Genomic DNA, 22,658 nt, shown 5'->3' on the forward strand with positions numbered 1-22,658 from the left:
AACTGTTCGGTCTCGGTTTTATTTACATCTAATCAGGTTTATATGCGTTCTATGATTACAGCGATGCCCTGGCCAATCCCTATACACATGGTGGCCAGTGCATAGCGCCCGCCGGTACGTTCCAGTTGACGCAACGCTGTTAGCAAAATACGGGCACCACTGGCCCCCAAGGGGTGGCCAACAGCGATGGCACCACCATTGGGGTTCACCCGTGGGTCTGCATAATCAATTTCGAGCATTTTGAGGCAGCCCATAGCCTGTACCGCAAAAGCTTCGTTGAACTCCATTACATCCATATCCCCAAGCTCCAAGCCTGCCCGGGCAAGGGCTTTACGGGTAGCCGGTACCGGGCCCAACCCCATTACCCGCGGCTCTACTCCTGCAATGGCGCTGGCGAGAATACGTGCCCTAGGCTTTAGATCTGCTGCTTGGCCGGCTTCGGCGCTACCAATAATGAGTGCCGCCGCGCCATCGTTGATGCCGGAAGCGTTGCCGGCAGTAACCACTCCATCTTCGAAAAGCGCGGGTAGGGCTTGAAGTCGCTCCAATGTTGCATTGGGACGGGGATGTTCATCCGTATCGATAAGACGCGCTGGCTTCTTGCGGCCTTGGGGTACTTCGATGGGAATAATTTCATCGACAAAGAAGCCATCGGTACGTGCCGACTCGTATTTAGTTTGTGATACCAATGCAAATGTATCGCACTCTTCCCGGCAAATATTCAGGTCTGATGCAATATTGTCTGCGGTCTGAGGCATGCTGTGGCTTCCATACTCAGCAACAATGTCTGGGTTGGTGAAGCGGGGGCCTAGGGTCGTATCTGCCAATACCTGATTTCGATCAAAAGCACTGTTGGCTTTGGAGAGAACCAGGGGGGCGCGACTCATTGATTCGACACCTCCTGCGATAAATAGCTCTCCTTCTGAAGCGCGAATGCAGCGAGCGGCATCTGCTATAGCGGACAAGCCGGAACCACAAAGGCGATTTACCGTTATGCCGCCTGTGGATATGGGCAATCCTGCTAGCAGGCCTGAAAATCGGGCAACGTTGCGACTGTCTTCTCCCGCCTGATTAGTATTGCCCGCAATAACGTCCTCAAAATGTTGAGGGTTAAAATTGTTTCTTTCAGTCAGGGTCCTGATGACATGGGCAAGCAGGTTGTCGGGCCGGATACTGGAAAGGCTGCCCCCGTGGCGGCCAAAAACACTGCGGCCGCCGTCATAAATATAGGCATGTGACATAGTGAAATTTCCGATATTGGAGTTCTAAGTGCATTGAGTCATGCGGTAATTTCTTTTATTCAAACTCCAAAGCCACGGGTAAATTTTCCAGGGCTTCCTCTACAGCGGCTTTGCTGGAGGCTTGTTCAAGTTGAACTTTTGCTACCTGGCCAAGGGATGCATCGAAGTGGGCGGAAAACTTAGCGGTAATACTTTTTTCCTCTAATGCCTGGCCTACGACATATTCGGTAGCGCGATTGCGCAGAGCTGGTTTGAATACTTTGGCTACAGCAGTGAGTGGAATCTCATCAATAATTTCCACGCGTTTAGGAATGGCTGCACGCTCAGAAATTTGGCTACGGCAATAGTCAATGAGTTGTTCTTCTGTGGGCGGGTTAGTGGATGGAAACAGGGTAACGTAAGCTACTGGAACTTCTCCGGCATAAGCATCTGGTTGACCCACTGCAACGGCAATAGCAACGGCAGGGTGACGGGATAATGGTTCTTCGATCAGAGCCGGATCTATATTGTGGCCGCCGCGAATAATTAAATCCTTGGCCCGCCCGGTTAAGAACAGGTTACCATCTCCATCGAGATATCCCATATCGCCGGTATTAAACCAGGACTTATCGACCCAGGCTTTAGCATTATCCTCTTCTGATAAGTAGCCAGAAAAAATATGTGGCCCGCGCGCGAGTACTATGCCCACCTCTCCTGTATTGCAGGTTCTAACCAGTCGGGTACCGTCTACTTCGGCAATTTTCATTTCCATATAAGGCAATCGCCGGCCGACGCTGCCTTCAGGGGCTTGCATATCGGTAGGAGGGCGAGCTAAAAGGCAGCTGGACTCTGTCATGCCATAGCCATTACTGACAAGGACGTTGAACTTCTCCTCAAAGGCATTCTTCAACCCCGTTGGCAGGGTGGAGGCTCCACAGCCAATGTCTGTCAGACAGCTGATGTCATTGTCACCCACTGGAATTTGCATCAATACACCGAGGATGGTGGGGACGGCGGCAAAGCCCTTCACCTGAAAACGCGCAACATGATGCCACCAATTTGGCAGGACATTGGGTGAGCGAAAACCAGAGGGTGTCATGATAACAATTGTGCGTCCGGCCAATAGAGTGCCAATACCCGCAACAACCGTACCGAAAATATGAAACAGCGGAAGTCCGCTTAGGGTAGCGAAGCGCCCTTTACTGGATGACGTATCAGCACTTAATTGAGCGACGAAGGCAATATTGCTGTGAGTTAAGCGGGCTATTTTAGGTCTTCCAGTAGTGCCCCCGGTGTGGAAATAACTAGCGGTTTCACTCCCCTGGATATAACGTTCACTCTTTAGATGATCGTCCGGCTGTTGGGATATAGCCGAGACAAAATTATCTGCGTGAATACCCGCTGGAACTGGTGTATTGCTAATTGGCTTTTTACTGATTAGTAACAGAGTTTTTAATGTGGGAACTTGCTCGAGAATTTGCGTTACTTTATCCCATATTTCCTCGCTAAGATCTTGGCCAAGAGTGACCAGGACTTTAGCCCTGGTGGTATTCATAATTTCGATTATATGTTCGGGTTCCAGCAACGGATTAATAGGGCTGGTAATACCTGCTGCCTGGCCTCCCCAAAGTGCAAAATGGGTTTCTGGTAAATTGGGTAGTAGTAAAGTCACTGTATCGGTCGGCTCAACACCGATGGAGTGAAGAAGATTGGCAGTCTGGTGCACTCGCTGGGATAACTCGAAGAAACTTACTTTAACCGTGTCTTCGTCAGGTGCGGCCGTTGGCAGGAATTCGATGGCCGAGTCATGTTGGTAGAGGCGGGCAGATTGCCGGATTAAATCAAAAGTGCTTTCCCAGGGGTATCGCTGCGAAAGGGGGACTTTTTCATACTCCTGAATTTCAGCAAGTGACTGCAACATTGTATCGGAGGATTGAATGGGCGTGATCGACATGGGAGCTTCTCTCACTTTGGTTATTATGGTGACGACCATAGCAAAAGTGAATACAGCATTCCACTCTGCGGAATAAGGTGTTAGTGTTTTACCTATTAAGAAGTGCCTAATGCATTTTTTAATGGAAAATGGCGTAAAAAAACTTATAAAAAATAAAAAGGCGCCATGTTGTTGAGGTTTTTCCTGTTTTATTTTTCAAGCGGTTGATTTGTGTGTCTATCTGGAGTTGGTTGGCGCTAGAAATGCTCGGGTTTTTATTTCGATAAAGGCATTTTGCGCCAATAATTTAAATCGTTGGGATCGATTCAAAGGCAATTAAGTAACTTGTCGAGGTGAACCTGTTAAACACTAGTTCCGCCTGTACCGGGGATCTTTCAAAAGATTGCGTATTTTTGCTGCGCAAGATTGTGATAGAAGCAGTTTGTAGGAACTGCTGTTCAATGCGCCGACTAATAAAGGAGCAGGCGAATGAATATAGATTTTTCTCCCGAAGAGTTAGCTTTTCAGCAGGAGGTCCAGCAGTTTCTCCAAGAGAAACTTCCTGAAGATATTAGAGAGAAAACCCTGAAGGAAATCCCCCTGGAGAAAGAGGATTTTGTTCGCTGGCAAAAAATACTCTATGAGCAAGGGTGGGCAGCTACGAATTGGCCGGTTGAATATGGAGGTACCGGTTGGACACCTACTCAGAAACATATTTGGGCAGACGAATGTGCTAACTATGGTGTACCAGAGTTGATTCCTTTCGGCTTAAAAATGGTTGCTCCAGTGATCTTTACCTACGGTAGTGAAGAACAAAAGCAACGATTTCTGCCTGACATCCTGGCAAGTAATGTCTGGTGGTGTCAGGGGTATTCAGAACCAAATGCTGGCTCAGATTTAGCTTCCTTAAAAACAACAGCTGTCCGTGATGGCGATGAGTATATTGTCAACGGCACCAAGACCTGGAATACCTTGGGTCACTTTGCAGACTGGATATTTTGTTTGGTTCGTACTGGTGGGCCTCAAGTAAAGAACCAGGCTGCTATCAGCTTCTTGCTAATTGATATGAAACACCCGGGTATTACGGTTTCGCCAATTATGACCTTGGGTGGTCACCATGAAGTAAATGAAGTCCATTTCAATAATGTGAGGGTGCCGGTAGAAAACCGTATTGGCGAGGAGGGGCAAGGGTGGACTTACGCCAAGGTTTTGCTAACCCATGAACGCACCGGTATTGCGCGGGTGGCAAAATCCAAGAAACGCTTACAAACGTTAAAGGATTTAGCCAAAGAGACCTGCGATGGAGAAAATAGTCTACTTGAGAACCCGGCTTTTGCCCAAAAACTGGCCGAAGTTGAAATTGATCTCTTGGCCCTGGAGTTTACTGAACTACGCACGCTTGCGGCGGTAAGTACAGGTGGTGCCCCAGGAGCGGAATCTTCCATCCTTAAAATCAAAGGAACCGAAGTCGCTCAACTTATCGATGAACTGTATATGGAGATGGCGGGTTACTACGGAATGCCGTTTGTGAGAGAGCAGTTTAGGAGCGGGTTTGACGGAGAATGGGTGGGCCCCGGTGTTATTGCCAGCAGTGTGCCTCGTTACTTAAATAACCGTAAATCCTCAATTTATGGCGGAAGTAATGAGATCCAGAAAAATATTATCAGTAAATGGGTACTTGGCCTGTAAGTGCAGCATCTAAAGAGGACTTGAGCGATGGATTTTTCCTACAGCGAAGAGCAGCGGATGCTGCAAAGCAGTGTGAGCAAGTTTATCCAGCAGGATTATGACTTTGACCGTCGTTGTAAAATAGTGAGTAACGATATTGGCTTCAGTAAGGAAAATTGGAAGCTATTTGCGGAACTCGGCTGGTTAATGGTGCCGTTTGGAAAGGATGATGGAGGCCTAGGAGGCTCCGCCGTAGACTTGATGGTGGTTATGGAGGAGTTCGGCCGAGGTTTAGTGGTTGAGCCTTTCCTGGCCAGTGTTGTTCTCAGTGGTGGTCTTATCGCTGACTGCGCTAGTGAGGTGCAAAAGCGAGAACTCCTGGGAATGTTAATGGAAGGCCAATTGCAATTGGCATTCGCTTTTACTGAGTCACAGAGTCGCTATAACCTTACTGATATAGCCATGACTGCGGTAAAGGATGGAGACAATTACCTTCTGAATGGACATAAAGCTGTCGTTCTAAATGGTGACGTAGCAGATAAATTCTTAGTTGCTGTGCGGACGAGCGGAGCACAGCGAGATCGTGAGGGGATCACCTTACTACTTGTCGATCCTAATACAGAAGGGCTTCAGCGGCATGGATATGCCACTGTGGATGCACACCGTGCCGCCGAAATTAAATTCAATAACGTGAAAGTACCCATAGCTAATCTGATAGGGGAAGAGGGGGCGGCTTTAGGAGCTATAGAAAAGGCTGTTGATAGAGCGACGTTGGCATTGTGTGCAGAAGCTGTTGGAGCTATGGAAAGGATCTATAAGAAGACAGTTGAGTACACTAAGACGCGGGAGCAGTTTGGTGTTCCTATTGGCAAGTTCCAGGCACTACAGCACCGCATGGTGGATATGTTTACTGAGTATGAGCAAGCGCGCTCAATATTGTTGATGGCTGCGCTACAGCTTGATAGCAATAACGGAGTTGCGCCTAAGGCGATATCCGCTGCAAAAAGCCGTATTGGTAAAGCTGCGCGGTTTATCGGCCAAGAGGCGATACAATTACATGGCGGTATAGGGGTTACTGAGGAGTTAGATGTAAGTCACTACTTTAAGCGTCTAACAACAACTCAGTACCTATTTGGCAGTACTGATTACCACACTTTACGATTTGCCAAGCTGTAAATCATAAAGTACTGACTATACGGCCAAACTCACTCTCTACTTGCCACTTTGCGAGGGCACACACATGGAAAAAGTTGTCGAGCACACCAGATCTGTGAGCATAGGTAAAGTAGAGAGTGTTTTTAAACTTCAAAAGGATGCATTTAATAGGAACCCCTACCCGAGTCTTCAGGAGCGTCTGGAAAGTTTAAAAAAATTAGAGCAATTAATCCTGGAAAACCAGAAATCCATAGCAAAGGCAATAAGCGAGGATTTTGGTAATCGTGCCATCCAGGAAACTAAAATTGCAGAGATCTATGGGTGCATCGAGGAGATTCGTTACACTCGTAAGCGCTTAAAAAGGTGGATGAAAATTCAGAAGCGTCATGTGCCTTTGCTACTTCGAGGAGTAAAAAATCGCGTATTACCTCAACCAAAAGGGGTGGTTGCTATTGTTACCCCCTGGAATTACCCACTACTTCTATCTGTTGGGCCCTTGGTGAGTGCGATATCCGCAGGAAATCGCTGTATGATCAAGATGGCTGCTAACTCGCGTGCCCTTTCTACATTATTACATCAGTTATTTAATAGATTCTTTTCAGAGGATCTGATAGCTATTCTTCCTGGAGTGAGCGCTACGGAGTTTACAGCCCAGGCATATGATCACATGATTTTTACTGGATCTGGCAAAGTAGGAAAAGTGGTAATGCGGAGAGCTGCGGATCACCTAACTCCTGTGACACTAGAACTGGGAGGTAAGTCTCCAGCCATAATATGTGGAGACTTTGATGAAAATATTGCTGCGGAACGTATTTTGAGCTCAAAATTCTTCAATGCTGGCCAAACTTGTGTAGCTCCAGATTATTTATTGATTCCTGAAGAAAAACTTTCAGGATTCTTGGAATTGGCTAAGAGACTTGTACCCAAATGGTATCCATCTTTAAATTCAGAAGATTATACTTCGATTGTTGATGAAAAGGCGTTTAATAGGCTGAATACTTGTCTAACGGATGCTCTGGAGAAAGGGGCTACAGTTCTGCCGTTATTAGATGTTGAAAACAATAAGGGTTTGCAAAAAATTGCTCCCACCTTAGTGTTAAACCCGACAGAAGACATGAGTCTGCTACGCGAGGAGATATTTGGCCCTATTTTACCTATTCTTACGTATAGGAATCTGTCTGATACGATAGATTACATAAATAGTAAAGATAGGCCTTTAGCATTATATATTTTCAGTTCTAGCGGAGATGTTCAGGAAAAGATTATCAAAAGCACAATGTCTGGAGGTGTTTGTATCAATGACTGCGCGATGCATGTCTCCCAGGCAGACTTGCCCTTTGGTGGTATTGGGGCGAGTGGCATGGGGCAATATCACGCTTATGAGGGTTTTTTGGAATTCTCAAAATTACGACCGATCTTTACACAAGCCAAAAAGTCAGCGGCGGTGCCTTTACGACCACCTTACGGCCAAAGATTTGACAAAATTTTCAACTTTCTACTGCGTTTCAAGCTGTAGCTGTACTGGTTGAGAAGATCTGGAGTTTGAGTCGACTAATATCGGATTAACATAGCTTCGATATTGCCTACCAGGTTTTTCAACAGAGGAGCTACTTCATTTTCTAAGTATTCCGGGTTAAGTCTAAAAGCAGGTCCGCCAGCATTAAAAGTGTAAATATGACCTTGGCTTAAAGAGAGAGGTACTGCGATACCGTTGACATCGCGATTCCACTCGCCAAAAGAGCAGCAGAAGCCGCGCTGCTGGTAGCTGTTGACCGCTTCTTCAATACCGGCTTTGATCGTTGGCCATTGATCACCAGCTTTTTTCTCCAGGTAGCCATAAAAATATTCCCGTTCTTCTTGAGGGAGTGCTGCCAAAAAAGCTCGCCCGGAGCCGCTGGAAGCTATGGGTACGCGATTACCGATTTCATGGCGAAAAGTTGTGACATTTGCTGGAGCGCAGAACTCGACAAAAATCATATCCAGCCGGTCCCGATCAGAGAGACCAACAGCGGTACCGGTAGAATTAGCCAGATCCTGCATCAAAGGCTTGGCTACCTGTCTGACTGTGAGATTTGAGACAAAAGCATAACCAAGAGCCAGGACGCCACTACCCAGCTGATATTTCTCCATTCGATCAGAGTAGGTAAGATAGCCTAATTTGGTCAGGGTATAAGTCAGTCTGGAAACACTGGAGCGGGGCAGGCCAGTGCGCTGGGCGATCTCCAAATTACCCAGAAAGCCATCGCCAGGTTGAAAAGCTCGGAGCACATCCAACCCGCGAGCTAAAGCCTCAATAAATTTTCGATCTGGTTCGGTATCTTTTTTTCTTGGAAGGTCACTTAGGGAAACCATTGGCTTTGTCCTACTTTGTTGCTAATAAGTATATAAGTTTTGTATCCAGAGCTAAAGTGAACACCCTAAGGTTTATATGTTAATTTTGCTCCTGTCTGACTTCGAAAAATACTAATCAGGAGTATATTAAACAGTGGGTGCTCTTTATGGTTAGGGTATGTGAAGCTTAAATTACCTCTATGAAATAACGATTTATAGTAAAGGTAAATGTTTGAGCGTAAATGTAATTTGTAGCATTGCGATCAACACTTGATATGAATTTTTAAAAGAGCTTGAACGGCTATTTATAAATGGATGTCAGGTTGGGTATTCGATCTTACTGGCGTATAAAAAATAACTCTTGATAGTGAGATGCGGCAGGCTATTCAGGTGCGAGGTCTAAGGTGAAAGTAAGATGTTCCCTAGAGAGAGTTTCATAAAGTCGTTATTAGTTTGAAGTGGTCCCTAACATTTACTTTCACATAGCTGCTAATTCAAACCTATGGTATTAATTGTAAATGGTACACATCCTGTGTACTTAGAGTTACAGTAAGTGTTTTTATAAGGAATAACAGTCTAATTTAGTTAATATATTAAGCCGTATGCATGGAGTCACAAATCGAGCGCAGGGCAAGGTATATAGGTTGTTCTATATGGAATGAATAGGTGGCTCATATACGCTTGTTGTTTGAGGCTTACAAGCATTTATTTATTCATATAATTTATAATTTTTTGATCTCAAAAGAGTATATTGATTGGAACGCAAATAATTGTGTATCACAGGTGAATGTGAGATGACTATTATCGTTGCAGCTATTCGAAATTGCTAACTTTGTACCATGTTCTGCAAGTCGGGCATCCCGTTATCGGCTAAATTTTAGACGTTTACGCTGTTGTGTCATATGATGTCGTAAAGGTTTCGTAGAGTTAAGGGAGCTTTCTAAGTACTTTAGATGGAAACTTCTAATGTATGGGAAAGAAAGATGGATATGAACGTAAACATTGCACTAATTAAAAAAGCTCGTGAGAGCAATAATTGGACACAGCAGCAACTGGCTGATATCTGTGGCGTCAGCTTGAGAACTATACAAAGGATTGAAAAAGTTGGAGCCTGCTCACGAGAGTCATTAAGCGCACTTAGTTCTGCACTGGAATTACCTAGAGAAAAGTTATTAATAGCTAATCCAGAACCTAGTGATAAAAATAAAATGGCTGTTTACAAGTTGGCGATGTGTATTTTAACTATTGTCCATCTTTGTAGTTTGGTATCCATCTATTTTAGTAGATCAGAGCTATCTCCATATCAAATTAGCATATTTACGCTATTCATTTCTGCAGTTTATCTGGGTTCAATATCTTTAGTCCTATGGAATGGAATTCAGCGAGCAGGGTTCAAATTTTCGGAACTTTTTTGGTGAATGGAGGTGATTTTTTGACAACTGTTCGGGTTATATTTTTATACTGTTGGATAATGAGTCACTAGTAGATATATAATAAGCAAAATATAGGGCATAGTCTGCTGTACTCTGTAGCTGTCTTATATCCCGATTTAAAATTGAGTGGGTACGCTGCGCAAGTGTGATTGCTCGGGCTTTGAAATATAGAATCTCTAATGGCTGGAAAAGTGATGACTAAAAAGAAGTGTTAAATGTAGCTTTTTATTTTTACTGGGTAGAAAAGTTAGACTTTGTATACATAATACCTTAAAGGTTAGGGGGTAAATATCCACGTGTAGTTGCCGCATAGCCTTTAGCGCTGGTTTTTTGTATATGGAGGAGTTTTCCAGATTTCTCCAATAAAAGATGCATAAAATCCTCAGCTAAATATAGTTGTCCCTTATAAATCAACTGCGCTTCCTTTTTGATAGTATCAATTGAGCAGCTCGCCTTGCTATCTTTTTGGTAGCGTGTGCTGAAATGTGTGAGAACCAGGTTGGGAATTGAAAGGCTCTCGGCAAAAGAGGCTATTTGGGTGGAATAGCTGTGCCCTACATGCCCCGCTTTCTGAGCCAAATCTTTTGCATAAGTCGATTCATGCACTAAGACATTGCAGTTGGCACAGGTATCTTTTAAAAGCTCAGGGTTATCATTGTCTCCACAAATTATAATATTACGTGGAGGCCTCGGCTTTAGAATAAAGTCCGTTGCAGTGTATATTTTACCGTGATGAACGACATCGATACCGTTCTTTATCTTTCCCCATTGCGGTCCTTTAGGGATACCGGTGGCAAGTAAACTTTGTGTATCTAATATAACCTCAACATATCTTTCCGTAAAACTGTACGCATAAGAGGGGACCCTGTGGGAAAGTTGTATAGTGGTTATGGTGAACTGTCCCATTTCTATTTGGGGTAAATCTTCAACAGGAATGAAGTTGAGTTCAAATGGAAAATAGAGTTCTGTGATTGTTTGAGTTGATAGAAGCCAATCATAGACGGCCCTAGGAGCAACAAGTGTCAGTGGTCTTGTCCTTCGTTGCATTCCTGAGCTACCAAGTAGACCAGGGAGTCCGTAGCAGTGATCGCCATGCTTATGGGTGATAAAGATTGCACTTAGCCTATTTAGTGATAAGTTTGTATGTAGAATCTGCTGCTGGGTACCTTCCCCACAGTCGATCAAATACCAGTTCTTTCCCAGGCTTTCTAATAGCCCAATACCAGAAACATTCCTCTGCTTGGTCGGAGTGCCTGATGATGTCCCCAAAAACAGTATTTCCACTTAGTCGCTACCTGATTGTTTAGCAATATTGAAGATTACGGTGGCTAGGGGTCTTCCTGAGCTTTGGCTGTGATTAACTTCTGATTGATAAGCAGTGTAGAAGATGAAAAAAAGCTATTGACCTCAAGTTAGGTTTAGGTATTAAGCTCCCGTCTATTGTTTATGAGGCCGGGTTTTGAGGAGACAATCGAGATGGGTACCCCTGGTATTAACTTGCAGCAATATTTAGACCGTATTAATTTTGATGGAGCCCCGGGTGCTAACTTGCAGTGTCTACAGCAGTTGTTGACCCAGCACGTCCGTACGATTCCATTCGAGAACGTCACTTCATTTTTGGGAAGCCCCGTGGATATTGAGTTGGAATCTATTGAGGCCAAGTTGGTACAACAAAAACGTGGAGGTTATTGTTACGAGCAAAATGCCTTATTAGGGGCAGTGTTAGGGCAAATCGGTTTTAAAGTTACGAACCTCGCCGCACGGATACTGTGGCAAATGCCGATAGGGCATCAACCCGCTCAGTCGCATATGATTCTGATGGTGGAGCTTGAGGGTACACGCTTCCTGATAGATGCGGGATTTGGAAGTAACACTTTGACTGCACCACTCAATTTAGACTCCAGTGATCGTCAGAGCACACCGCACGGTGTTTACCGCTTTACTTTAATAGATGATGAGTACCTGTTAGAGGTTACAACCGATAGTGGTTGGCAACCTATGTACAGCTTTGACTTGAAACCTAAAACTCATGGCGATTATAAAATTGGTAGTTGGTATTGTTCAACGCACCCTAAATCCAGGTTTGTAGAGCACTTGATTGTTGCTCGGTCTTTCCCAGAGGGGCGGCATACACTTTTCAATAGACAGTTAAGCTATCAACCACTTTTAGGCTCCAAGAGTGTTGTCATGTTAGCGGATGTTGATGAGCTTCGGGCTACTTTACTGGATATCTTTGGGATAGAAGTGCCGTTTGGCAGAGAAATTGATCAAAAGTTAGGCCGGATATTTGAGTCAGACGGCATAGCGGAGCGCGTCATATGAAGAGGGTGGGTGTTGTTTACCATTCTGTATCTGGTTGCAGTAAAGTTCTTGCGGAGTCCGTGGTGGAGGGGGTTAACACGCTAGAGAAGTGTATTGGTGTTGCCCTTGAGATTCAGGGAGAGAGCATTCTTCACGGACGTTATGAAGATCAGTCATTATTAGCTCAGTTGGATCAATGTGAAGCCATAGTAATGGGTTCGCCGACCTTTATGGGTACTGTCTCCGCTCAATTCAAAGCATTTATGGATGCAGCAAGTGAGCGCTATGGAGATCGGTGCTGGCTGGATAAGTTAGCTGCAGGATTTACTGTTGGTAGTAATTTTAGTGGTGATCAGCTAGGTACCATCAGGACTCTACAGGTCTTTGCTGCACAAATGGGCATGTTGTGGGTTCCCCTGGATATTCTACCGAGCCAAGATTCCCTGGGTAGAAACCGGGGTGGTTGTCAGTCGGGCTTGGTAGCTGTCGCTGAGGGAGCTGGTGAAATTCATGAGTTGGACCGACTTACAGCCGTACATTTAGGCCGTCGAATCGCAGGCTTAGCACTACGAACTTCCGATTTTAGGACCTCGTTTCTTGACTAGCTTTTTGCTATTCAAAAGTAGGCTGCTGATGCAGCCTACGATGGCGACAATCCCGATTAGCTGAAATCCCGCTTGGTAATTGTAGAATTTCTGTGTTGGTTGTGGAGCAAAGTCAAAAAGTCTGGCTAATAAATCGCTGAGGGAGCGGATATAAGCGAACTCTATATCTTGATCAAGTGAGAGCCCTATGAGGGTTTGAATTACCCCTCCTAAGACAAAGCCCCCAGTTACAATAAGGGCAGAGGCAATGGCGTGCGCCTTTTCAGGAAGTTCAGATTGCACTATCGAGAGAGATAGAATTGAGCTGCTGAGGCCAAACCCTAAGAGAAAATTTGCCGCCAAAGTCCAGGAGTCCGACAAGTGAATACTCAGTAAAGCTGTGACAGCAATAATTGAGAGGAAACTAAAAGTTCTCGCTGGAATTACATAATCTCCCCGGTAATGAGACCAAGCACCGACAATAAAGCTGCCGATAATGATGCCCGTTGAAATCATCGCATTGAGTAGGGCACTTTCCCTGGATGTTTCACGAAAAAAATCAACTTGGAACTGTATATTCCATAAATCAGAATAGGCGATAACTACGCCAAAAAGGCAGGAGTAGAAGGTGAGAGCTAGCCAAAAAGCTCTTGATTTGAAGCATGAATTTAGCTTGTCAAATTGAGTAGCTTTTTTTACGGAGAGTTCATGGGAAGAGTTTTGATTGCTGCCAATAAAAATAAATAGCAGCACAGCAAGGCAAATAAAAAATAGCGCTGCGATGAAGTAGGGCCCCCGGAATGAGACTTCGGTATCGAACAAACCGATAAGTAACGAGAGTGAGGCTGCTGCGAAATTAGCTAGTCCTTGGCTAACAGCGGCCATCAGTGAAAACTTTTTAGGTAAATCCCGGCCGATAATATGGATAACTCCCAAGAAGCTACTGGATAATCCAAGTGCGACTAAGAGCTGTCCTGTAAGGGCTGTTCCGAAAGAATGACTGCTGGCAAAAATTACACAGCCGCTAGCGGCGAGGGCGGCTGAGATACTCAGTAAATACCGTGGACTTATAGGGCCCAATAGTGAGCCAAGTGTCAGTTGACCAATAGAATAGGCGACAAAGTAATATCCTCCCAGCATCCCTAAGCTTTGATGGTTGAGATTGAGTTCTTGAGTGAGGCTAGGTGATAGTAGGGCAAATAGGATTGAGTTGGTTACGCTGGCGCTGAAAAATATGACTGCAACTGTCCAAGACGCGTAGCGGAAGTGTTTCTGCCCCATAGGCTTTTCTTTATCGGTGTCTATTGCCACGTCTCGGCCTTGGGCTTCACTCCTCAGCTCCTGCTTATGATTGCAGCGACCAATAGGGATAAAGCGCTAGGGTTTTAAATGGATATGAAACAAGTCGCATTAGATAGATCTTAGAGCAATTAGGAGCCGTAGCCCGAACACAAGTAGTTGATAGTAAGCAGGATGGAAATCGATCGGGCAGCTAGGTTTGATCAAAGTATCGCCAACGGCTGTTGAAGTTGAATGCTATTTGCTAGGCGGTGCCGTATTGAGGAGCTTCAATAGACCCTTTATTTAAAAGAATACACTTACAAAGTCGTTATCATATGATTTCATCTCCCCAATAGAAACATTCCGTGACTCGTTATCAGGTGGAAGGGATGTGAGTGGTGTGAACGCTGTTGGCATCTTGAAACTAGAGGTGAGATCCTGCTTCGGGACTGGGCTTTAATGAGTATGCAACCTTGGCAATCGATGGTGGCCCATGCGTCGAAAGTCTTTCTTGGCTAGCCGTATTAATGCCGTCAGTGATGGCGTTTTTGCCATTGCTATGACGCTGTTGGTTTTTAATATCCAGATTCCTGATCTGGAGGATATAAAGCCGGGCGAGGATTTCCACAGCAATATTCTTCAGCAGTTGCCCCATTTTTTTTCCTGGATCCTGAGCTTTGCGATTCTCTGTCGGCTGTGGCTTACCCACAATCATCTGATGTCGGACCATCAATTTAAATCGGTTGCCTTTACCAGTTTTAACTTTTTGCTATTGGGGGCGGTGGCGTTTATTCCCTTTCCAGCAAGTTTGATGGGGGAGTATCCAGACCAGGTTTGGTCAGTAGTCTTATTGTCAGCCAGCTATGCGGTGGCCGCTATAGCAATTGCGGGTATGTGGTGTGTCGCTGCGAACCGAACGAACGTATCCGCGCACCGTGTACTAGTGGTCAGCATGGTGATGTTGTGTACCAGTATCCTGGCGTGCTTGTTGACCCTTCTCAATCCCTATTGGGGGCTTGGGCTCTGGATAGTATATGTGTTGGGGATAGCGCCTTTGGCTCACTTTGTCGAGAAGCGCTATGCCCCAGTAGAGAGTTGAGATGGGGCTGGGCCTGCCATATGGTTGCTGGTGGCAGGCCTCAAAATGGTCAAATCAGGCCGCGCACCATTTTGATATGGGGAATTCCCGCTTCGTAAAACACGTCGCCTTCCACCTCAAACCCAGCCTGCAAGTAAAATCCCTCAGCATGTTGCTGTGCATGTAAATGGACTTGCTGAAAGTTTTGTTCCTTCGCCCGCTCACAGATGGCCTGCAATAGCTGGGCCCCGATGCCGCATCCGCGTGAAGATTTCTGTACAGCCATACGACCAATTTTTCCGCCTTGGGTGAGGCGCCCGGTGGCAACTGGGATTGTTTCGCGGAAGACGAGGAAGTGCTGGGATGTCTCCTCTTGATCATCCCATTCCAAGTCCGTAGGTACCTGCTGTTCCTGTACAAAAACGGCCTCGCGTATTGAACGAATTGCGCCCCGGTCAGTATCCCAATCCGCTAGGCGTATAGCTATTGGCATTTCAGAAATCCTCAGGAGGGTAGATCAAGGTGCCCTGTGCAACCAGCTGATCGAGAAGGCCACTATCTTCGGCTATTTCTGGGAAGGCTTCGATATCATCCCAGGATATTTCATGGGATTCAGCAAACTGCTCGGCAAATGCCGGGGGGCAGGGGAAGGCTTCACCATCAACAAACAAAGTGGCTGGCTCGCGGCAAAAGGCGGTGCGGGAAGCGGGATTTAAAACCAGTTGTGCCCCCTGGGGCATTTGTTCGCGCCAGTCTGCAGCATCGTCAGCATCCAGGGCGACAGTATCCGGGTATTTTGCTTCGGTCATAACCGCACCAAACCACTGGGCGATTTTCTCCGGCTGCTGCAGCCATTCGCCGAGTTGTTGTTGCAGGCGGGCAACAGAGGCGGGGTCAATTTCCGCTGGGTTTTTCGCCACTTCAGCACCGGCATCGGTGTAACGCTGGCTGTCCGGCAAATCCATAGCGATTTCAGCGGCGAGATCTTCGAGGATCGCCGCGGCGGAAGGCGCGCGGAAACCAATAGAGATCGTGGTGCACCCACCTTCGGCTATTCCCCAATGGCTGTATTGGGGCGGCAAGTAAAGCATATCGCCGGGCTCTAGTACCCAGCTGTTTTCTGCTTCGAATTCTTTCAGGATATTGAGGCGCGTTCCTTCCAGGCGGGGATTGCTTTCATCCACCTTGGGGCCTTGTTGCCACAAACGCTTGCCTTCGGCCTGGAGAAGAAACACATCGTAGTGATCGTAGTGGGGGCCAACGCTGCCCTTATCGGCGGCGTAACTGATCATCACATCATCCAGCCGCCAGTCGGGGATAAAGCGGAAGAAATCTTTTAGTTCAGCAATTTCTGACATCCACTGATCGACAGCTTGTACCAGCAGGGTCCAGTGGGTTTTAGGGAGGGAGAGAAAATCCTCTTCAGTGAATGGACCGGTGCGCAGCTCCCAGGGGCCGCTTTCACCATTTTCCAATACCAAGCGAGACTCGACCGCTTCCTCCAGGGCCATACCAGCGAGCTCTTCACCCGAGATGGGTGATTCAAAGTTGGCGAAAGCATTGCGTATCAGCAGGGGTTTCTGTTGCCAGTAGTCACGCATAAAAACTTCGATGGGCATGTCGCCAAGATGGGTAAGGGGGCTGGCCACGGTAACTCTCACTGTCAGAAGGCTGGGGTTTGTATCTGGATATTCTGAGGTTCGGAAACTATCCAGCGTACTTTAGTATTTTTTAAAAGATGACCAGCCGCACTGGGTGCGGCTGGTAGCTGGGCTCGGTTAAATTTTGCGAGCCTGTTCCACGGCATTACCGATATAGGATGCCGGAGTCATTTCCAGCAGATCGCTCTTGGCTTCTGCGGGAATCTCCAGGTTTTCGATAAATACTTTCAGGGTTTCACGGGTGATGCCCTGGCCACGGGTAAGGGCCTTCAGTTTTTCGTAAGGCTCTTCAATGTTGTAGCGACGCATAACCGTTTGGATCGGCTCTGCCAATACTTCCCATGAATTATCCAGGTCTTCCGCCAGGCGCTCGCGGTTGATTTCCAGTTTGCCCAGGCCTTTCATGGTGGCGGCATAGGCAATGGCGGAGTAGCCCGCACCCACCCCCATATTGCGCAGCACGGTGGAGTCTGTCAGGTCGCGCTGCCAGCGGGATACTGGAAGTTTGGCGGCCAGGTGCTGGAATACGGCGTTGGCGATACCCAGGTTGCCTTCGGAGTTTTCGAAGTCAATGGGGTTAACTTTGTGCGGCATGGTGGAGGAGCCAACTTCACCGGCTACGACTTTTTGCTTGAAGTAACCCAGGGAGATGTAGCCCCATACATCGCGGTCAAAATCGATCAGGATGGTGTTAAAGCGGGCAACAGCGTCGAACAGCTCAGCAATGTAGTCGTGGGGCTCGATCTGGGTGGTGTAGGGGTTCCAGCTAAGGCCCAGAGAAGAAATGAATTCTTCAGCATTTTGCTCCCAATCAATATTGGGATAGGCAGACAGGTGAGCGTTGTAATTACCTACCGCACCGTTAATTTTACCCAGCAACGGTACCGCTTTAATCAGGGCTACCTGGCGGCGCAGGCGCGCGGCCACGTTGGCAAGTTCTTTACCAACAGTAGACGGGCTGGCAGTCTGGCCGTGAGTACGGGACAGCATGGGGACGTCGGCAAACTCCTGGGCCAGGCCTGCGATAGCGTCAATCAGGGCTTCCATCGCAGGCAACATGACGTTGTCGCGGCCGGCGCGAAGCATCAGGGCGTGGGACAGGTTATTGATGTCCTCAGAGGTGCAGGCAAAGTGTACGAATTCACTCACTTTCGCCAGCTGGGCATTGCTGCTGATTTTATCCTTGAGGAAGTATTCAACCGCTTTTACATCGTGGTTGGTGGTGCGCTCGATTTCCTTGATGCGCTCCGCATCTTCCAGGGAGAAGTCGGCCACAATGCTGTCGAGCAGCTTGTTGGCAGCTTCGTCGAACTGCTCAACTTCGGCGATCTCTTTATGTGCGGAAAGTTTTTGCAGCCAGCGTACTTCCACTTCAACGCGGGCGCGGATCAGGCCGTATTCACTGAAAATTTCACGCAGGGGGGCAGTCTTGCTCTCGTAGCGACCATCAATAGGGGATACCGCTGTGAGGGCGGAAAGCTCAACTGTCATAGTAAATCTCCGGGATTAGTGTTCTATAGATTCGATATGTGCGATCAATTCGTTGGTCGCATTCAAAAGCTTTTTGCGCTGGAACAGAAGGTGCAGGCGACGCCCACCCAGCTGTCGCCATAGAGTTGCCGAGCGGATGCCGGCAAATAGCATGGAGCGAATTTGATTGGCGATACGCTGCTGTTGCAGGTAATTGAAGTCACCCAGTACTTGAATCCGGAAGCGGAAGGTACCTAGCGTATCGCTGTAGATGCTGGCGAGGTTGGAAAATACATTCTCGTGAGTCAGCTCGAAGTGCTCTGCTTGAGTCTTGGCCTTATCCAATCGGCTGCCAATGATTGATAGCAGGTCATTATTCTTACTGAGTTGTCGCTGCAGGTAGATCACCGAGAGGGCGTAGCGCAGACCGTCGGTATATTCCGGGTGTTGCCGGGTCTTTAGTATTTGCTGCGATACTTTTAAGCCGGGCAGCAGCTTGTCTGCACCGGCGAATATATCTTCAGTGCGATCAGGGTTTAGTTGGAAGAGGCTATATACCCCGGTTTCCAGCTGTTCCTGCGGTGCAGAGCCTGTTTTGGCCAGGCGCTCCACCAGTGTTGCGGATTGGAATATTCCTGCCAGTGCCAGTGCCTGATCCCGCCAGTTATTCAAAATTACTCCTTAATCTTTCTTGTATTTTTCCGGTACTGCGGCGCCAACTCCCGTGGCTTTCTCGATCACCGCACCACCTAGACAGGTTTCTCCATCGTACAGTACCAGAGATTGTCCCGGTGTGATTGCGCGTTGTGGCTCGTCGAACTCTACAACCAAATCGCCATTGTCCTGCAGGTGCACGGTGCAATCCTGATCTGGTTGGCGATAGCGGGTCTTGGCCTGGCAGCGGAAAGTTTTGTCCGGTGCTGCGCCATTAATCCAGTGGGTTTGTGTTGCTTCCAGCCCCGTTGCATAAAGCAGGGGGTGGTGTGCACCCTGGGCCACAATCAATACATTGCGCTCCAGGTTTTTTCCGACAACATACCAGGGCTGTTCGCCTGCACCTTTGACGCCACCAATACCGAGCCCCTGGCGCTGGCCAATGGTGTGGTACATCAGGCCCGCGTGGCGCCCCATGACTTCACCCTCTGGGGTTTCCATATCGCCGGGCTGGGCGGGCAGGTACTGCTCGAGGAAATCCTTGAAGCGGCGCTCGCCGATAAAGCAGATGCCGGTGCTGTCTTTCTTGTTGTGGGTGATAAAGCCGTTTTCTTCAGCTATACGGCGAACCTCGGGCTTCTCCAACTCTCCTAAAGGAAAGAGCGAGCGGGCAAATTCGGCTTCCCCCACCGCGTGCAGGAAGTAGCTCTGGTCTTTGTTGCCGTCGAGGCCCTTCAATAAATAGGTGCGGCCATCGATATCGCGGCGACGGGTATAGTGCCCGGTGGCTATTGCATCGGCACCCAGCACTTCGGCGTACTCAAGAAAGACCTTAAATTTGATTTCCCGGTTACACAGGATGTCCGGGTTGGGAGTGCGCCCGGCTTTATACTCTGCCAGGAAGTACTCGAATACGTGATCCCAGTACTCGGCAGCAAAATTGGCGGTGTGCAACTTGATGCCCAACTTCTTACAAACTGCCTGGGCATCCGCCAGGTCCGCCTTGGCGGTGCAGTATTCTGTGCCGTCGTCTTCATCCCAGTTTTTCATAAACAGGCCTTCCACTTGATAGCCCTGCTGGATCAGCAGGTGTGCGGCTACAGAGGAATCCACACCGCCGGACATACCGACGATGACGCGCTTTGGCTGTTTGTTGTGGGTGGAATCAGGCATAAGAAGGACAGTCACTACTTCACTGGTATGAAAGGGGGGCGAATTTTACCTGCGAACGCCCCATTTGACCAAGACCGCTTTGATCTTCCGTTATAGATTATCGCTTTCGGCGCGGTCGATTGCGGTTGTTTGCCGGCTTTGTTCGGGGCTTGGGAGCGCTAAAAACCTCCTCCGTTCGATACTCGCCAGGCTTTAATGAGTCGAGCTTCCAGCTGCCTATCGCCACCCGGATTAGCCGCAGGGTAGGGAAGCCTACCGCCGCAGTCATCCGCCTTACCTGGCGATTCCGCCCCTCAGAGATAGTCAGCTCCAGCCAGCTGGTTGGGATCGATTTGCGTTCGCGAATTGGCGGCGTGCGGGGCCAGGGCTCCATATCAGGCAGGCGCTTGGCCTTGGCAGGTGCGGTTCGGCCATCCTTCAGGTCGACCCCTTGCCTGAGCATATAAAGGGCATCATCAGTAATTTCACCCTCCACCTGGGCCCAATAGGTTTTGGGCATTTTCCGCTTGGGGTGACTGATTTGATGTTGTAGCGCTCCATCATCAGTCAGTAGTAGTAATCCTTCAGAATCGTAGTCCAGACGGCCCGCCGCATAGAATCCCTTGTGCTGGATAAAGTTAGCCAAAGTGGCGCGACCCTGATCATCTGTAAATTGGCTTAATACGCCAAAAGGCTTGTTGAGGAGAATAATCTTTGCCATAAGAAAAATTGAGTATTGTAATCCAACTACAAAAATTAGCCGAGGCTGCTATAATCCCGCCGTTTTTCATCCCCGCCCTAAGGTCCCGGGGGAGCGGTGCAAGCAACGCTGGACCTAAAAAGTCATAGAATTTTGGGAGTTTACGCAATATGGGTCATATCCAAGTGCCGGCAGACGGCGAAAAAGTTACAGTCAATTCCGACGGTTCGCTGAATGTTCCGAATCGCCCGGTTATTCCTTTCATCGAGGGTGACGGCATCGGTGTGGATATCACTCCGGTAATGCGCAAGGTGATCGACGCGTCTGTAGAAAAAGCTTTCGGCGGCGAAAAGAAAATCGAGTGGATGGAAATCTACTGCGGTGAGAAAGCGGCAGAGACTTACGCTGGCGACTGGTTCCCGGCTGAAACTCTGGAAGCGATCAAAGACTACGTTGTTAGCATCAAAGGCCCCCTGACCACTCCAGTAGGCGGCGGCTTCCGTTCCCTGAACGTAGCCCTGCGTCAGGAGCTGGATCTGTACGTATGTCAGCGCCCGGTGCGCTGGTTCAGCGGTGTACCTTCTCCGGTTAAAGAGCCGAACAAGGTAGACATGGTTATCTTCCGTGAAAACTCCGAAGATATCTACGCTGGTATCGAGTGGAAAGCTGACACTGACGAAGCTAAGAAAGTTATCAAGTTCCTGCAGGACGAGATGGGTGTTAAGAAGATCCGTTTCCCTGAGAACTGTGGTATCGGTGTTAAGCCGGTTTCTGCAGAAGGTACCAAGCGTCTCGTGCGCAAGGCCATCCAGTACGCTGTGGACCAGGATCGCGATTCTGTAACCCTGGTACACAAAGGTAACATCATGAAGTTCACCGAAGGTGCCTTCGCTGATTGGGGTTACGAGCTGGCTCGCGACGAGTTTGGCGCTCAGCCGCTGGACGGCGGCCCCTGGCACAGCTTCAAGAACCCGAAGACTGGTAAGGAAATCGTTGTTAAGGACGTAATTGCTGACGCTATGCTGCAGCAGATCCTGCTGCGTCCGGCTGAGTACGACGTAATTGCTACCCTGAACCTGAACGGCGACTACCTGTCTGACGCACTGGCTGCACAGGTTGGTGGTATCGGTATCGCTCCGGGCGCAAACCTGTCCGACGACGTTGCCCTGTTCGAAGCAACCCACGGTACTGCGCCTAAGTACGCTGGCCAGGACAAGGTTAACCCGGGCTCCCTAATTCTTTCCGCTGAGATGATGCTGCGTCACCTGGGCTGGAACGAAGCTGCTGACCTGGTAATCAAGGGTATGGAAGGTGCTATCGAAGCCAAAACTGTAACCTACGATTTCGAGCGTCTGATGGACGGTGCTGAGCTGAAGTCCTGTTCTGCGTTTGGTGACGAAGTTATCAAGCACATGGCTTAAGCTACATCCGTGAGGCTGGGCTGGCTTTAAGTTGGCCCGAGTCCCATGAAAAAAGCCCTTCACATTGGTGAAGGGCTTTTTTATTGTCTGTTTGCTGGACTCGCTTAGCCGACAGCTTCCGCTTCCTTCTCCCGCGACTTTTCTGTGTGTACTGCATCAGATTCGCTTTTGCTCGAAGTGTTGGGTGAAGTGGTTTCGGAGGTCAATGCGGAGATATTTGCAGCGTGGTAGCCCTTGTCTCCTCGAATAATATCGAAGGTGACTTGCTGGCCGGCCTTCAGGGTTCGGTAGCCTTCCATCTGAATTGCGGAATAGTGCGCGAACAGATCCTCCCCTCCCTCATCTGCAAGAATAAACCCATATCCCTTAGCGTTGTTGAACCACTTTACAGTACCGGTAGGCATAACGATTCCCTCTAATTGCCTGAGTGGCCCCTGGCCACCTTACAGAGTTTTTATATTTATTTGACCTGCTGGTTAGTCGGCTGCGATCCTATCTGCGACTAACGTTTGATGTAGCGGTCACTACCTCTTGTAGTCAACAGCTGGGGGATTGTCAAGGTTCCCCGCTGACCGCTGTGTCAAAGGTCAAATAAGGTTACAATGTCACGTCATTG

Annotated in this window: 20 protein-coding genes; 8 read left to right on the forward strand and 12 right to left on the reverse strand. The window is 48.0% G+C overall.

The window, feature by feature from the left end:
• Positions 1 to 38: 38 nt before the first annotated feature.
• Positions 39 to 1,241: a 3-oxoadipyl-CoA thiolase gene (locus tag ACJJI3_RS03965; protein WP_444941568.1), complete on the reverse strand. Its 1,203-nt coding sequence runs from the start codon at positions 1,239 to 1,241 to the stop codon at positions 39 to 41.
• Between the two features lie 55 nt (positions 1,242 to 1,296).
• Complete coding sequence (locus ACJJI3_RS03970; protein WP_444941569.1) at positions 1,297 to 3,174, reverse strand: acyl-CoA synthetase; 1,878 nt, start codon at positions 3,172 to 3,174, stop codon at positions 1,297 to 1,299.
• A 468-nt stretch (positions 3,175 to 3,642) separates the two neighbouring features.
• Between ACJJI3_RS03970 and ACJJI3_RS03975 the strand changes: the two genes are divergently transcribed.
• The 3 genes from ACJJI3_RS03975 (at position 3,643) to ACJJI3_RS03985 (ending at position 7,492) form a co-directional block, all read left to right on the forward strand.
• Positions 3,643 to 4,842, forward strand: coding sequence for an acyl-CoA dehydrogenase family protein (locus ACJJI3_RS03975; RefSeq protein WP_444941570.1), 1,200 nt, complete (start codon positions 3,643 to 3,645; stop codon positions 4,840 to 4,842).
• A gap of 27 nt (positions 4,843 to 4,869) precedes the next feature.
• Positions 4,870 to 5,997 carry an acyl-CoA dehydrogenase family protein gene (locus tag ACJJI3_RS03980; RefSeq protein WP_444894078.1) on the forward strand — a complete coding sequence of 376 codons (1,128 nt, stop codon included), beginning with the start codon at positions 4,870 to 4,872 and terminating at the stop codon, positions 5,995 to 5,997.
• A gap of 64 nt (positions 5,998 to 6,061) precedes the next feature.
• Positions 6,062 to 7,492 carry a coniferyl aldehyde dehydrogenase gene (locus tag ACJJI3_RS03985; protein WP_444941571.1) on the forward strand — a complete coding sequence of 477 codons (1,431 nt, stop codon included), beginning with the start codon at positions 6,062 to 6,064 and terminating at the stop codon, positions 7,490 to 7,492.
• Positions 7,493 to 7,527: 35 nt separating this feature from the next.
• Here the strand turns inward: ACJJI3_RS03985 and ACJJI3_RS03990 are convergent, their stop codons facing one another.
• Positions 7,528 to 8,328: an IclR family transcriptional regulator gene (locus tag ACJJI3_RS03990; RefSeq protein WP_444908087.1), complete on the reverse strand. Its 801-nt coding sequence runs from the start codon at positions 8,326 to 8,328 to the stop codon at positions 7,528 to 7,530.
• A gap of 962 nt (positions 8,329 to 9,290) precedes the next feature.
• Between ACJJI3_RS03990 and ACJJI3_RS03995 the strand changes: the two genes are divergently transcribed.
• Positions 9,291 to 9,725, forward strand: a complete 435-nt coding sequence (locus ACJJI3_RS03995; RefSeq protein ID WP_444941572.1) for a helix-turn-helix domain-containing protein — start codon at positions 9,291 to 9,293, stop codon at positions 9,723 to 9,725.
• 285 nt (positions 9,726 to 10,010) lie between these two features.
• Here the strand turns inward: ACJJI3_RS03995 and ACJJI3_RS04000 are convergent, their stop codons facing one another.
• Entirely contained in the window at positions 10,011 to 11,024 is a 1,014-nt protein-coding gene (locus tag ACJJI3_RS04000) for a ribonuclease Z (RefSeq protein WP_444941573.1), read from the reverse strand.
• Positions 11,025 to 11,216: 192 nt separating this feature from the next.
• Between ACJJI3_RS04000 and ACJJI3_RS04005 the strand changes: the two genes are divergently transcribed.
• Together ACJJI3_RS04005 and ACJJI3_RS04010 are read left to right on the forward strand one after the other, a co-directional pair.
• Positions 11,217 to 12,062 (forward strand): arylamine N-acetyltransferase family protein, encoded by an 846-nt coding sequence (locus tag ACJJI3_RS04005; protein WP_444941574.1) that lies wholly within the window; start codon positions 11,217 to 11,219, stop codon positions 12,060 to 12,062.
• A complete protein-coding gene (locus ACJJI3_RS04010) occupies positions 12,059 to 12,646 on the forward strand; it encodes a flavodoxin family protein (protein WP_444941575.1) in 588 nt (195 codons plus the stop codon). Before ACJJI3_RS04005 ends, ACJJI3_RS04010 begins: the two co-directional genes overlap by 4 nt.
• Here the strand turns inward: ACJJI3_RS04010 and ACJJI3_RS04015 are convergent.
• On the reverse strand, positions 12,608 to 13,906 hold the full coding sequence (locus tag ACJJI3_RS04015; protein WP_444942545.1) for an MFS transporter: 1,299 nt from the start codon (positions 13,904 to 13,906) through the stop codon (positions 12,608 to 12,610). The genes ACJJI3_RS04010 and ACJJI3_RS04015 overlap by 39 nt on opposite strands.
• A gap of 493 nt (positions 13,907 to 14,399) precedes the next feature.
• Between ACJJI3_RS04015 and ACJJI3_RS04020 the strand changes: the two genes are divergently transcribed.
• Complete coding sequence (locus ACJJI3_RS04020; protein ID WP_444941576.1) at positions 14,400 to 15,005, forward strand: TMEM175 family protein; 606 nt, start codon at positions 14,400 to 14,402, stop codon at positions 15,003 to 15,005.
• A 49-nt stretch (positions 15,006 to 15,054) separates the two neighbouring features.
• Here ACJJI3_RS04020 and ACJJI3_RS04025 read toward each other — a convergent pair whose 3' ends face one another.
• The 6 genes from ACJJI3_RS04025 to ACJJI3_RS04050 all read right to left on the reverse strand — a co-directional run bounded on the left by ACJJI3_RS04025 (position 15,055) and on the right by ACJJI3_RS04050 (position 20,642).
• Positions 15,055 to 15,477, reverse strand: a complete 423-nt coding sequence (locus ACJJI3_RS04025; RefSeq protein WP_444941577.1) for a GNAT family N-acetyltransferase — start codon at positions 15,475 to 15,477, stop codon at positions 15,055 to 15,057.
• A 1-nt stretch (position 15,478) separates the two neighbouring features.
• A complete protein-coding gene (locus ACJJI3_RS04030) occupies positions 15,479 to 16,633 on the reverse strand; it encodes a JmjC domain-containing protein (protein ID WP_444941578.1) in 1,155 nt (384 codons plus the stop codon).
• 129 nt (positions 16,634 to 16,762) lie between these two features.
• The gene (gene purB / locus ACJJI3_RS04035; RefSeq protein ID WP_444941579.1) at positions 16,763 to 18,136 is read right to left on the reverse strand and encodes an adenylosuccinate lyase; all 1,374 of its coding nucleotides are present in this window, start codon (positions 18,134 to 18,136) and stop codon (positions 16,763 to 16,765) included.
• A 15-nt stretch (positions 18,137 to 18,151) separates the two neighbouring features.
• Positions 18,152 to 18,790 (reverse strand): high frequency lysogenization protein HflD, encoded by a 639-nt coding sequence (hflD, locus tag ACJJI3_RS04040; protein ID WP_413665869.1) that lies wholly within the window; start codon positions 18,788 to 18,790, stop codon positions 18,152 to 18,154.
• A gap of 6 nt (positions 18,791 to 18,796) precedes the next feature.
• A complete protein-coding gene (gene mnmA, locus ACJJI3_RS04045; RefSeq protein WP_444913223.1) occupies positions 18,797 to 19,942 on the reverse strand; it encodes a tRNA 2-thiouridine(34) synthase MnmA in 1,146 nt (381 codons plus the stop codon).
• A 97-nt stretch (positions 19,943 to 20,039) separates the two neighbouring features.
• Positions 20,040 to 20,642, reverse strand: coding sequence for a pseudouridine synthase (locus tag ACJJI3_RS04050; RefSeq protein WP_444941580.1), 603 nt, complete (start codon positions 20,640 to 20,642; stop codon positions 20,040 to 20,042).
• A 149-nt stretch (positions 20,643 to 20,791) separates the two neighbouring features.
• Between ACJJI3_RS04050 and icd the strand changes: the two genes are divergently transcribed.
• The gene (gene icd, locus ACJJI3_RS04055; protein ID WP_020415259.1) at positions 20,792 to 22,042 is read left to right on the forward strand and encodes an NADP-dependent isocitrate dehydrogenase; all 1,251 of its coding nucleotides are present in this window, start codon (positions 20,792 to 20,794) and stop codon (positions 22,040 to 22,042) included.
• Between the two features lie 104 nt (positions 22,043 to 22,146).
• Here icd and cspD read toward each other — a convergent pair whose 3' ends face one another.
• Positions 22,147 to 22,446 carry a cold shock domain-containing protein CspD gene (gene cspD, locus ACJJI3_RS04060; RefSeq protein ID WP_413662225.1) on the reverse strand — a complete coding sequence of 100 codons (300 nt, stop codon included), beginning with the start codon at positions 22,444 to 22,446 and terminating at the stop codon, positions 22,147 to 22,149.
• Between the last annotated feature and the right edge of the window lie 212 nt (positions 22,447 to 22,658).

It is taken from the genome of Microbulbifer maximicatervae (SeqCode), assembly GCF_052466985.1.